Source organism: Streptosporangium sp. NPDC006013 (assembly GCF_040614275.1).
Classification (GTDB): Bacteria; Actinomycetota; Actinomycetes; order Streptosporangiales; family Streptosporangiaceae; genus Streptosporangium.
Genome location: NZ_JBEXUE010000318.1, coordinates 1 through 11,994, shown reverse-complemented (window position 1 = coordinate 11,994; position 11,994 = coordinate 1). Strand labels below are relative to the sequence as shown.

Here is an 11,994-nt window from a genome sequence, read left to right as displayed (position 1 = left end):
GCCTCGGCCTTCGCCACGCTGGCGAAGGCCGATGCCTTGGACTGGCCGGACTCGCCGATGCGGCCGTACCTGATCGTCACCTGGGTCCCGTCGAGCACCACCTCGTAGAACTTGTGCGAGCTCCCACCGTCCTCGGACAGCTCCAGGTACGTGCTCCGCGCGGTCATGCTCCACCCTCTCCGTTGGTCGACGCTTCCGGAGCGTAGGGCAGCCGTACGACAAATAATGAAAAGTCAGGAAAAGTAGCGGCGAGGGTTGTCGATCGGCAGCCGGACCCGTCCGTGTTTCGGACGCTCCGGCCTCCCCCGGATCGCGAGGGTGTCAGCCGCGAGCGGCCGCTGGGAGCGGGCGGCGGGTACGGCCGCACCCGGTTCCGGCCATCAGGCCCAGCATGGCCAGCACCGCCACCTCGAAGCCCACCACCAGCCGCTGCGTCACCCCGGCGGGAATGTCCTCGCTCGCCAGGTCCACGCCGACCATCCGCACCACGTACGGGAGGACCACCAGGACCAGCACGCCCAGGGAGGCCAGGCTGAGCAGCCGGATCGTGCGGGCGTACGGACCGGCCGCGTGCCGCCTGGCCAGGAGCAGTCCGGCGACCGGCATCGTCAGGAAGGCCACGAACGCCGCGTACCTGTGGATGCCACCGGACATCGACAGCGGCACGCCCGGCTCGTCGGTGGGGAAGGCGCCGATCAGCAGCATGCACAGGCCCCAGATTCCGACCAGCAGGGCCGCCGCGCGGTCCTCGCCCCGCCGGGCCAGTATGGCCCCGATGATCGTCGCGGCGGCGGCGAAGAGCGTGAGCGACAGGGGAAGCAACCAGCCGTCCGCCTCGAACGCGTACTCGCTGATCACCGTGTGCACCGGGTCGAGACCGGTGACCACGTGCAGCCCGAGCATCGTGACCGCCCCGGCGCCGATCGCCGCGTAACCGCCAAAGATCATCGCAGATCCCGTGAACGCCTGACTTCCCATGCCTCAACGATGGCGGCGATCAAGATTCCGGAATATCGGAGAGAGCCCCCTGACGTCCCTGAACGGTCCCGTAAGGATCTCGGGGCCAGGTGGTGCCGTCCTCCCGGGGACGGTCCCCGCGCCATCTCCCTGACCTGCGCGAAGACCCGCGATGGTAGGGCGGTCCTCATCAGGGTCGCCCTCGGGGTGAGGCCTGCCTCCCGCGGGCACGCCGCCCGTCGAGAAGCGGTCACGATCATGCCCGGCAGTAGGCAGAGGGGGGCGAAGATCAGGCTGACGCCCGCGGCCCCGTGACGGAACGCGTCAGGATTGGTGAGAGTGAACATGGCTCGGAAACTACGTACTGCGCCCCTCACCGTCATCAAGGCCCGCCTTGGCCCGCAATCCCCCCAAAGATGGATGTCAACCGCGCTCCCCGCCCCTTACCCTCACGTCATGCCGCACCCCCCTCCCCCCGCGTCATGAGCCGCCCTTTCCCGCCCACCGCCGTCGACTGGCTGGTCGCGGCGGTCATGGCCGTGTTCGGGCTCGCCGAGGAGCTCAGTGAGCGCACGTCGGCCTTCGAGCACGAGCAGTCCCCATGGTGGCTGGTCGCGGTGCTGGCCGCGGCGGCACTGGTGCTCGTACGGCGCCGTGCCCCGTTCACGGTCCTGACCGTCTACTCGCTGGCGAGCGCGGTGAGCTTCGCGTACTTCGGCGACCTCGCCGCCGCCTGGCAGTTCTACACCCAGCTCATCCTGCTGTTCACCCTGGTCAGCGAGGCTCCTCCGCGAGAGCTCAGGACCGTGGGCGGGCTCGTGGTCACCGGGCTCTTCATCGGGTCGATGATGCTGGCCGTCGACCAGGACTTCGGCCCGGGGGACATGGCGGTGGCCGTGGTGATGGCCTCGATCGCCGGCGGCACGGGCTTCGCCGTGTGGCGGCACCGGCAGGTCGCGGTCCAGGCGCGAGAACGCGGCGAGCTGCTCGCCCGCAAGGCCGTGGCCGAGGAGCGCACCCGGATCGCCCGCGAGCTGCACGACGTGGTCGCCCACAGTGTCAGCGTCATGGTCATGCAGGCCGGCGCGGCCAGGCTGATGCTCCGCCCCGACCAGTTGGCCGAGCGCGAGACGCTGACCGTGGTGGAGGAGGCCGGCCGCGAGGCGGTCGAGGAGCTCCGCCGGATGCTCGGCCTGCTGCGCACCGACTCCAGCGAGGACGGGCTGGCCCCGCAGCCCAGCCTGGCCCGGCTGGAGGACCTGGTGGAGCAGGTACGCGCCGCCGGGCTGGAGGTGGAGCTGGCCGTGCGGGGCGAGGCCCGGCCGCTCCCGGCCGGGCTGGAGCTGTCGGCCTACCGGATCATCCAGGAGGCGCTGGCCAACACGCTCAAGCACGCGGGCCCGGCACGCGTCACGGTCACCGTCTCCCACCTGCCGCGTACGCTCAGCCTGGAGGTCGTCGACGACGGCCCCAGAAACGGCCACGTCGGGCCCCAGGGCGCCGGGCACGGCCTGATCGGCATGCGGGAGCGGGTCGCGCTCTTCCACGGGCGGCTCGCCACCGGGCCGCTGCGGGACGGCGGTTACGGCGTCAGTGCCTCGTTCCCGCTGGCGGTGCGAGCCACCGGGGAGGAACCCGCCGGTTGAGCGGGAGACCGTGCACGGCCTGGTCCGTCCCGGCGAGCACCGGGATCAGTAGGCGAAGAACACCGTCTCGCCGTCACCCTGGAGGCGGACGTCGAACCGGTGGGACCGCTCCCCCTCCGGCGTCGCGACGAGCGTGCTCCGGCGCGACGGGTCCACCTCGGCGGGGAACCGCGCCTCCGCGGTGAGATAGACCCGGGTCCAGACCGGCTTGAGCAGGCCGCGCGCGAAGATCAGCAGAGGGATGTAGCCGTCGGGCCTGGCCGTGCGGAAGCGATAGGAGCCGTCGGCCCCGGTCTCGCAACGACCGAACAGCCCCGGCTGGCAGATCTCCAGCAGCGCGTCGGCCACCGGCTCGCCCGCACCGTCCAGCACCCGGCCACGCAACTCGATCGCGTCCGGATGGTCCTCCGGCACGACGAGGGGCCCCTCGGCGTACGGCAGCGCGTACCCGAAGAACGGGCCCACGGTCTGCGACGGGGTCTGCGACATCACTCCTCCTCAAACGGGGTCGCGCCCAGCACGACGTCCCAGCGGTAGCCGAGCGCCCACTCGGGCTCGGTGACATCCAGGTCGAAGGCGGAGATGAGCCGTTCGCGGTCCTTGGGCTCCGGGACCGACTGGAAGATCGGGTCGTAGGCGAACAGCGGATCGCCGGGGAAGTACATCTGGGTGATCAGACGCTGGGTGAAGGCGGTGCCGAACACCGAGAAGTGGATGTGCGCCGGACGCCAGGCGTTGGGGTGGTTACGCCAGGGGTAGGACCCCGGCTTGATCGTGACGAACCGGTAGCGGCCCTCGGCGTCGGTCAGGCAGCGGCCGAACCCGGTGAAATTGGGATCGAGCGGGGCCGGGTGCTGGTCCACCGGATGGGCGTACCTGCCGGTGGCGTTCGCCTGCCAGACCTCCAGCAGCGTGTTCGGCACCGCCCGGCCCCGGCTGTCGAGGACCCGGCCCGTGACGATGATGCGCTCGCCGATCGGCTCGCCCGCGTGCTGCCTGGTCAGGTCGTGGTCCAGCGGCCCGACCGGCCTGTGGCCGTAGACCGGGTCGAGCAGCTCCGCCGCCTCGGGATCGAGGGCGGGTCGCACCGGCGGGTACGAGGGGGCGCGGAGCAGGGTGCTGAGATAGCCGGGGGTGAGGTGGTGCGGGTGCGGATCTGTGCGGGTCACGGGCGGGCTCCGAAATCGAAGGGCAGGCCGACGTAGTTCTCCGCGAGCGTGGTCGCGGCGGCCTCTGAGGAGGTGACGTAGTCGAGATGTGAGGTCTGCAGGCGCCGCCCGTAGGGGTCGTCGGCGTCGAAGGTGTGCAGCAGCGTGGTCATCCACCAGGAGAAGTGCTGGGCGCGCCAGACCCGCTTCAGGCAGCTGTCGGAGTAGGCGTCCAGTAGGTCGTTGGAACCCGTCGCGTAGAACTCGGCCAGGGCCGCGGTCAGCAGCCGGACGTCCGCGACCGCCAGGTTGAGCCCCTTGGCTCCGGTGGGCGGCACGATGTGGGCGGCGTCCCCGGCGAGGTAGAGGTTGCCGTGGCGCATCGGCTCGGCGACGAACGAGCGCATCGCCGACATGTCCCTGGAGATGATCGGCCCCTCGGCCAGCGTGAACCCGGGGACCGTCTCCAGGCGTGCCCGCAGCTCGGCCCAGATCCGCTCGTCCGGCCAGTCGTCGAGCGAGGCGTCCGGGGGAACCTGGAGGTAGAAGCGGCTGATCTCCTCAGAGCGCATGCTGTGCAGCGCGAAGCCCCGCTCGGTATGGGAGTAGATCAGCTCCTTGGCCGACGGAGGGACCCGCGCGAGGATGCCGAGCCAGGCGAAGGGGTAGTCCCGTTGGAAGACCGTCAGGACGCCCTCGGGGATCGACCGCCGTGAGACGCCGTGGAAGCCGTCGCACCCGGCGATGACGTCGCAGTCGAGGCGTTCCCCCTGGAAGGTGAGGTAGGGGTTCCTCTCCAACGAGTGCAGGGCGACGTCCGGGACGTCGAAGAGAATCTTCCCTCCGTCGGCCAGTCTGCGGGCGACGAGGTCCTTGACGACCTCCTGCTGGCCGTAGACGGTGATGGCCCGGCCGGGAACGAGCTCCTCGAAGGGGATGCGGTGCCCGGCCCCGCCGTACCGCAGCTCGATGCCGTGGTGCGGCAGCCCCTCGGCGCGCATCCGGTCGCCGACGCCCGCCTCGTTGAGCACGTCCACCGTGCCCTGCTCCAGCACTCCGGCCCGCACCCGCTGCTCGATGTAGTGCCTGCTCCGTGCCTCAAGGACCACCGAGTCGATGCCCCGCAGGTGGAGCAGATGGGAGAGGAGCAGCCCGGCGGGGCCCGCTCCGATGATCCCGACCTGAGTTCGCATGCGTCGAGCATTCCGCACCGTCCACCCCCCGCACGCGTCACTCTTCCGCTCAGCGGAAATCTTTCAGCGCTGGAGGGCGGCGAGATCTCGGGAGAGCGCCCCGGCCGCGGTCCGCACGGCGGATGCCAGCCGGCGCGGGTCGGCGTTGTGCCGCCAGGCCACCAGTGACAGTGCCGCCACCACCCGGCCGCCCGCTCCCCGTACCGGCACCGCGACCGAGCAGGTGCCCACCGACATCTCCTCCTGCGTGCAGGCGATCCCGGTCCGGCGGACCTCCTCCAGCTCGGTACGGAGCCGCGTGGGGTCCACCACCGTGTTGGGCGCGTGCGGGGTGAGCTCCCCGGCGAGCACCCGCTCCACCGTCTCCGGGTCCGCGAAGGCCAGCAGGACCTTGCCGACCCCGGTCGCGTGCAGCGGCAGCCCTCCGGCCACCCGCGAGACGACCGGCACGGAGGTGGGCCCGCGCAGTCGCTCCACGTACAGCGCCCGGTCGCCGCGGAGCACCGCGAGCTGCACGTTCTCGCGGGTCGCGGCGTAGAGGTCCTCCATGTACGGCAGGGCGAGCTCACGCAGCTCCCGCGGTTCCGCCGCCTGGGCACCGATCTGCCACAGGAGCATCCCGACCCGGTAGGAGCCGTCGGGGAGCCGCTCCACGAAGCCGCCCGCCACCAGCTCCCCGACCAGCCGGTGGCCGGTGGCGGGAGGCAGCTCGGCCCGGCGGCAGATCTCGGTGAGCGTCAGCCTCACGTCTCCCGGCAGGAACGCGCCGAGGATCGCCATCACCTTCCCGGTGACCGTGGGCGCTCTCACGCGTCCCGCTTCGGCCGCCGAGGCCTAGGAGGCGGAACCCAGGCGGGCGGCCAGGATCCCGGCGCGGGCGAGCTGCACCTCGCGAGCTTTCTTCGCGGCGTAGCCCAGCATCGGCCTGACCCAGGCGTGCACCACAAGGATGTCTTCAACCTCGGTTCCCCCGTCCTTCTCGCTGAGAGTGAACCGGTACTCCAGACGCACCCCGCCGGGACTGTCGACCTCGCCCTCGACGGTCCGCGGCGTGTTCCGCAACGTCACCTTGATCATGTTGTCGTACTTGACGACGCCGAGGAACTTGAAGCGTTCCACCGAGGTGTAGCGGGTCTCGGCCTCCCCCTGCTCGATGTCCTTGACCGCGACCACCATGGGCGAGAGCCCTATGTAGCTCTGCGGCTGGCTCAGGTGGGCACGGAGCGCCTCCGGAGTGTTACGGACGTGAAAAGTATTACGAAGCGTGACCTTTGGCATGCTCTGTCCCCGCTTGAAGATCTTTATTGAGAGACACTAGCGGGTTCCGCCATGTACCAGCGAGCATGTTGTTCACCTCGGGTGAGGGAATCGAGCCTGCGAGGCAACTCGCGCCGGGAGAAGGGGTCCGCGGCGGCGTTGCGGATGTGGATGCCCACCGCGTAGATGTCCCTGACCTCCATGAGAGTGGAGTATCCCGGCCAGGAACGCAGATCGCTGCCGTACGCGTCGGCGAACGCGTCCACGTCGGCGGCGGTCAGTCCGAAGCGCCGCTGGCCGTGGTAGGTGTGGACCAGGTCCCACTCACGGGGGCCGACCGCGACGCCGTCCCAGTCGCAGAGCACCACATGGCCGTCCGTGCAGCGCAGCAGGTTGTCGATCCAGGCGTCACCGTGCAGCAGCACGGGCTCGTCGTCCACGCCGAGGTCCAGCCAGCGCTCCGTCAGCTCCGCGATGCGGTCGCGCAGCCAGGCCCGCTGGCAGGGGGTGAGCTCTTCGGAGCGGTCCACCGCGCGGCGCACCTCGCACAGCGGGTCGACGAACCGCCGCAGAGCCATCGGCGGCACCGGCAGCAGGTGCAGGCTGCGCAGGATCTCACCCAGCTCCGTGGTGGTGGGGCGGCCGCTGGCCGGCACGTAGTGCCAGAACGTGACGACCCTGCCCTCGTGTACCACGGGCTGCTCGGAGATCTCATCGGCCGGACGCACCGCGGGGAACCCCTGCTCGGCGAGCCAGCGGGCCACCGCGAGGACCAGCGGCAGCCGGGTCAGCGCGTTGGGCGCGGTGGCGATCCTGACCACGATCTCGCTACGCAACTTGAAGACGGCGTTGCTGCGCACCCGCAGCAACTCCGCGTCCCGGTGATCGATGCCGAGATCCTCGCAGACCTCCCGCAGGACGGTGAAGGCCTCCTCGGCGAGCGACCCCATCAGCTGACCGGAGCCGCGCCGGTGACCAGGTCGTTCAGGCGGCGCACCGCCGCCGCCCTATGCCTGGTCTGCGGCACCTCCGAGAGCAGCGCCCTCGCGCGGTTGAGCACGATGGAGGTGCGGTGCTCCTGCGGGACCTGAAGCAGTGCCTTCTCCGCCAGATGGCAGGCGTCGTCGACCTTGCCGTCGCGGACCAGGTGCGCCGCCTGGTCGAGCAGGATCAGCACCGGGTCGATGGCGTACGGTTCCGAAGGGCTGGTGGGCCCCGGCTTCCAGTCGACATCCTCACCCAGCTCGATCAGGGTGCCGATCCGGTAGAACTGCAGCCGCCGCTCGGAGAAGCGGAAGGCCAGGTGGTCGTGGCCCTCGGGAGGCATCCTGGCGAAGATCCGCTCCGCCTCGGCCAGCGCGACCCTGGCCGCCTTGTGCTCGCCCATCCGGGCCAGTGCCCGCGCCTCGGCCGCCGCGCCGAGCGCCGCCGGGGAACTGGGCGCGTTCCCCGCGAGCATCCTGGCCTCGCGCGCCAGCCGCACGGTCTCGGCCAGGTCTCCGTAGTAGTACGGCAGCATCGCCTGCTGTGCCCGGACGAGGGCGCGCAACCGCACGTCACCCATGTCGTCGGAGGCGTTGCGCGCGGTGCCGTACCAGGCGTGGGCCTGGCGGGTGTCGCCGAGCTTCATCAGCGCGTCGGCCGACAGCAGCGCCAGCATGACCGTGGCGTTGAGCAGGCGGCGCTGGGCCATCGCGGGCTGACGGGTCAAGGAGAGCGTCCTGACGTCCGACAGCTCCAGCATGAGCCGGTAGAGCATCGGCACCGGCGCGCTGCTGATGTACTCGCGCCGGTAACGCAGCACCTGCTCGTCGAGCCGGTCGAGCTGCTCCTCGGAGACGGTGGAGATGGCGAGCGTACGGTCCAGGTCCTGACGGGTCCGCTCCACCTCGGCCAGTAGCCGGCCCGTCATCACGGACCGCGAGCCGAGCAGAGCGTGGTGGAACAGCGCCCGTCGCTCGATGTCGTCTTCGGACCGTTCCCGCTCCTCGGCCTGGTAGGGCGAGCGTCCCTCGCCGCCGGAAACGACCACGACCTTGGCGCCTCCACCGTCCTCGCAGTAATCTCCGGCCAGGCCCAATCTGACGGCGTTCGCGCGGTACAGTCGGGCCAGCAGATCAATGGTCTGCGGGCGCGGTCTGGCCCGGTTGTTCTCCCAGGCGTTGAGCAGGTCGATGCTGGCCCGCGCCTCGCCCAGGCTCTGGCGCTCACAGAGCTCTTCCAGCTCCTGAACGGACTGCCTGGCCGACCATCCCCTGGCCAGGCGGTGTGCCTTGAGCAGGCTCACCCCGCAGCAGCCGTGGATGGCCTGCGCGGTCTGCCAGTGGGTCCACTGCCTGGACGCCGCCTGCTCGCGCCAGCGTCGCGCACATGCGGGCGAGTGCTCACCTCGGGCCACGGCGTCCCTCTCCCGGTCGCTGTTTACACAACATTAACAAGGGCGCACCACAGCGTAAACGCGTCCGTGCGCCGGATTCCCTTTATTCGCGGTTTCTCCACGGAACATCCATGACTTTCCGGTCTATTCCACTGATCCCGAGGGGGTTTGCGGAAGGACCGATTGCCTCAAGTGCCATGAAACCGCACTCTGCAAAGAGGCAAGTCACGAGTGTCCGCCAGGAGTGATCCGGATGATGGCAGAACGCGGCGAGGCCGTCGACCACCTGCGTCGGTTGGCAGCCCAGTTGGAGGCACACGCCTTCCAGGTACGCCTGAGGTCGGCAGCGGGGCTTTATCCAAGGCTCCATGTGATCAACCCGATGGCCCCCGCCAGGAGCGAGGACGTGCTGGCCGCCCATGAGGACGACGGCGAGTGGTGGTTCTGGTTGTCCTGGGCCGGTCGCATCGGCCACGCGGAGGACGTCGCCACGGCCGCGGAGCGTGTGGCCAGTGTTCTTCATGTGATACGGAGATAGGTGATTCTTGGGGCTGACATGGGTAACACCCGGTGATCCAGCCCAGAATGGAGCGGCATCGTGAAAAGGATCCTGGTCGTGCAACGCCCCCGTCCCCCCCGCAGGCCGGTACCGCTCGACCTGCGCAGCCCCTCGGGCCGTACGCTCCCTTTCTGACCGTCGGCAAAGAGACCTTCCCCGTACTCTCAGGGGGAGGTCGGGGCGACCGGCCTTCCGTCCCGGACGGGCTTGCAAGGGGCTTTCAAGCGTTCTGCAGGCGGTTCGGTAGACCTTATGCGCATGAACAGCGCCCCTTTCGCCTTCAGTGTCAGTGTGGTCGTTCCCGCTATGAACGAGGCTGAGAACCTCCCCCACGTCTTCGCGACCCTGCCATCCTGGATCGACGAGGTGATCCTGGTCGACGGCAACTCCATCGACGACACGGTGGCCGTGGCCAAGGCCCTCCGGCCCGGACTGCGCGTCGTCAGGCAGACCGGAAAAGGCAAGGGCAACGCTCTCACCGAGGGTTTCGCCGCCGCGACCGGTGACATCATCGTCATGATCGACGCCGACGGATCGACCGACGGCAAGGAGATCCACGCCTTCGTGACCGCGCTGGTCGAGGGCGCCGACTTCGCCAAGGGCTCGCGCTGCGCCCCCGGCGGAGGATCCGACGACATCAGCCCGATCCGCTCGCTCGGCAACACGGTGCTGACCAAGATGACCAACCGGCTGTACGGCACCCGCTACACCGACCTGTGCTACGGCTACAACGCCTTCTGGGCCCGCCACCTCGACGCGCTCGACCTCGACTGCGACGGCTTCGAGATCGAGACGCTGATGAACATCCGCGCCGCCCAGGCCGGACTCGTCATCCGCGAGGTCCCCAGCCACGAGCGCAGCCGGATCCACGGCACCAGCAACCTGCACGCCGTCCGCGACGGCCTTCGGGTGCTCCGCACCATCCTCCGCGAGCGCGAGGGCCGCGTCGGCGGCGCCCGGCTCCACCGGGAACAGGTCGCCGCCTGACCCCCTCGGCCGGCTCGGCACTTCCGAGAACGGCGACCGGACGGCAACGCCGTCGGCCTGCTGGGCCCGTGAATTCGTTCGACCGCCGGGCCGGCGGCTGCCACGATGAACCTGATGTTCCGAGCGTAGTAGCACATCGATTCCGCCAAGGGGATGGTCGCCGACCACCCCCCAGTCATCGATGTGCGAAACCAAGGACTCATCATGCAAATTCACGAATACGCGAGCGTTGACGCCATCGGCCTCCGTGACCTGATCAAGGCGGGCGAGGTCACCGCCACAGAGGTCGAAGCCGTCGCCCGAGAGGCCATCGCGATCGCGGACGCCGAGCTGAACGGGCTGGCGCTCCCCCCGTTCGATCCCGCGCTCGGCCACGTTGTGGACGGCCCCCTGGCCGGGGTGCCGTTCCTGATCAAAGACCACGGGCCGGTGGCCGAGGGCGTGCCGTTCTTCCTCGGCAGCCGGGCACTGCCGGGCATCCCCGCCCAGCGCGACACCGACCTGATGACCCGCTTCAGGGCCGCCGGGCTGGTCACGCTCGGCCTCACCACCGTGCCGGAGATGGTGCTCAGCTTCTCCACCGAATCCCTCAGGTACGGACCCACCCGCAACCCCTGGGATCGTGATCGCGGCGTCGGCGGATCGAGCGGCGGCGCCGCAGCCCTGGTCGCGGCCGGTGCCGTCCCGCTCGCGCATGCCAGCGACGGCGCCGGGTCCATCCGGATTCCCGCGTCCTGCTGTGGGCTGGTCGGGCTCAAGCCGAGCCGGGGCCGGGTCCCGTGCGGTCCCGGCATGGGCGAGCCGATGCTCGGCATGGCGTACGAGTTCGGGCTCACCCGCACCGTCCGCGACGCCGCCCACCTGCTTGACGCCGTACACGGGCCTGGCGTCGGCGACAAGTACACCGCGCCTCCCCCGAGCGGCCGGTACGCCGGCGAGTTGGGCGTTGACCCCGGCTCACTGCGGGTGGCGGTGACCACCGAGGCCTGGTCGGGGGCGAAAGTGGACGGCGAGGTGGCCGCGGCGGTCGTCCAGGTCGGGCACATGCTGGAACGGCTGGGCCATGCTGTCACTTTCGGCCGTCCCGAGCTCGACTGGGACGATGTGCTGGCGAGCGCGATGGCCGAAGGCGTCGCGATCGCCTCGATGTTGCTGCGAGCGCCCCGGCAACCCGACCCCGACCACCTGGAGGCGGTCTCCCGGCAGTTGATGCGAGTGGCCGGCGCGTACACGGCGATGGACATGATGAACGCCTTCGACGCGCAGAACCGAGTGACCCGATCGGTGGCCATGTTCCTCACCGGGCACGACCTGCTGATCACCCCGACGCTGGGACGCCTGCCCGCGCCCCACGGCACCCTGCGCTACAACGACCCCGGTCACACTTTCGCCACGTGGCTGGACTCGCTGTTCGACTACGGGCCGTTCACGATGGTCTTCAACGCCTCCGGCCACCCGGCGATCAGCCTGCCACTCTGCCAGAGCGAGAATGGGTTGCCGATCGGCGTCCAGCTCATCGCCCCGTACGGCCGCGAGGACCTGCTGTTCCAGATCTCCTCCCAGCTGGAACAGGTCATGCCCTGGCACCGGCGAACCCCCGCCTTCTTCGTCGGGAGGAGTTGACCGGCGGCGCGGCCGTCGCTCCTGATCGGAAGTGCCTTCAACCGCCGGCTGTCCGGCACCGGAATCCGTTCCAGCGGACCGGCGAGCGCGAGTTCCGAGTAGATGCCCGGGACGCGGCGACGGCGGCCGGCCCGGCCGGTAAGCGAGCCGGTGCATGGAGCCGCGGCGGCAGGCCGGTCTCGAGCAGGACGCGCGCCCCGGCAGACGGGCGCTCCCGTACGGACCTTTCCCCGGCCTTCAGGCCGGG

13 protein-coding genes are annotated in these 11,994 nt (G+C 70.1%); 4 read left to right on the top strand and 9 right to left on the bottom strand.

Annotated elements, in window-relative coordinates; all coding sequences use genetic code 11:
• Together ABZ260_RS35155 and ABZ260_RS35150 are read right to left on the bottom strand one after the other, a co-directional pair.
• Positions 1-167 (bottom strand): WGR domain-containing protein (locus tag ABZ260_RS35155; protein WP_355626281.1); only part of this gene is annotated, 167 nt, incomplete at its 3' end.
• Between the two features lie 154 nt (positions 168-321).
• Complete coding sequence (locus ABZ260_RS35150; protein ID WP_355626279.1) at positions 322-948, bottom strand: DUF998 domain-containing protein; 627 nt, start codon at positions 946-948, stop codon at positions 322-324.
• A gap of 491 nt (positions 949-1,439) precedes the next feature.
• Between ABZ260_RS35150 and ABZ260_RS35145 the strand changes: the two genes are divergently transcribed.
• On the top strand, positions 1,440-2,603 hold the full coding sequence (locus ABZ260_RS35145) for a sensor histidine kinase (protein WP_355626277.1): 1,164 nt from the start codon (positions 1,440-1,442) through the stop codon (positions 2,601-2,603).
• Positions 2,604-2,648: 45 nt separating this feature from the next.
• Here the strand turns inward: ABZ260_RS35145 and ABZ260_RS35140 are convergent, their stop codons facing one another.
• The 7 genes from ABZ260_RS35140 to ABZ260_RS35110 all read right to left on the bottom strand — a co-directional run bounded on the left by ABZ260_RS35140 (position 2,649) and on the right by ABZ260_RS35110 (position 8,599).
• The gene (locus tag ABZ260_RS35140) at positions 2,649-3,092 is read right to left on the bottom strand and encodes a protocatechuate 3,4-dioxygenase subunit alpha (protein ID WP_355564375.1); all 444 of its coding nucleotides are present in this window, start codon (positions 3,090-3,092) and stop codon (positions 2,649-2,651) included.
• Positions 3,092-3,772 carry a protocatechuate 3,4-dioxygenase subunit beta gene (gene pcaH / locus ABZ260_RS35135; protein ID WP_355564372.1) on the bottom strand — a complete coding sequence of 227 codons (681 nt, stop codon included), beginning with the start codon at positions 3,770-3,772 and terminating at the stop codon, positions 3,092-3,094. The genes ABZ260_RS35140 and pcaH overlap by 1 nt, the downstream gene beginning before the upstream one ends.
• Entirely contained in the window at positions 3,769-4,944 is a 1,176-nt protein-coding gene (locus ABZ260_RS35130; RefSeq protein WP_355626275.1) for a 4-hydroxybenzoate 3-monooxygenase, read from the bottom strand. The genes pcaH and ABZ260_RS35130 overlap by 4 nt, the downstream gene beginning before the upstream one ends.
• 63 nt (positions 4,945-5,007) lie before the next feature.
• Positions 5,008-5,754 carry an IclR family transcriptional regulator gene (locus tag ABZ260_RS35125; RefSeq protein ID WP_355626273.1) on the bottom strand — a complete coding sequence of 249 codons (747 nt, stop codon included), beginning with the start codon at positions 5,752-5,754 and terminating at the stop codon, positions 5,008-5,010.
• A 24-nt stretch (positions 5,755-5,778) separates the two neighbouring features.
• Positions 5,779-6,222 carry an SRPBCC family protein gene (locus ABZ260_RS35120; protein WP_350921241.1) on the bottom strand — a complete coding sequence of 148 codons (444 nt, stop codon included), beginning with the start codon at positions 6,220-6,222 and terminating at the stop codon, positions 5,779-5,781.
• Between the two features lie 23 nt (positions 6,223-6,245).
• A complete protein-coding gene (locus ABZ260_RS35115; protein ID WP_350921239.1) occupies positions 6,246-7,151 on the bottom strand; it encodes an aminoglycoside phosphotransferase family protein in 906 nt (301 codons plus the stop codon).
• Complete coding sequence (locus tag ABZ260_RS35110; protein ID WP_355626270.1) at positions 7,151-8,599, bottom strand: helix-turn-helix transcriptional regulator; 1,449 nt, start codon at positions 8,597-8,599, stop codon at positions 7,151-7,153. Before ABZ260_RS35110 ends, ABZ260_RS35115 begins: the two co-directional genes overlap by 1 nt.
• A gap of 232 nt (positions 8,600-8,831) precedes the next feature.
• On the opposite strand from ABZ260_RS35110, the gene ABZ260_RS35105 reads away from it, so the two are divergent.
• The 3 genes from ABZ260_RS35105 (at position 8,832) to ABZ260_RS35095 (ending at position 11,747) form a co-directional block, all read left to right on the top strand.
• Positions 8,832-9,116: a hypothetical protein gene (locus ABZ260_RS35105; RefSeq protein WP_350921234.1), complete on the top strand. Its 285-nt coding sequence runs from the start codon at positions 8,832-8,834 to the stop codon at positions 9,114-9,116.
• Between the two features lie 279 nt (positions 9,117-9,395).
• Positions 9,396-10,124, top strand: a complete 729-nt coding sequence (locus tag ABZ260_RS35100; protein WP_355626268.1) for a glycosyltransferase family 2 protein — start codon at positions 9,396-9,398, stop codon at positions 10,122-10,124.
• Positions 10,125-10,328: 204 nt separating this feature from the next.
• Complete coding sequence (locus tag ABZ260_RS35095; protein ID WP_355626266.1) at positions 10,329-11,747, top strand: amidase family protein; 1,419 nt, start codon at positions 10,329-10,331, stop codon at positions 11,745-11,747.
• Positions 11,748-11,994: the final 247 nt, after the last annotated feature.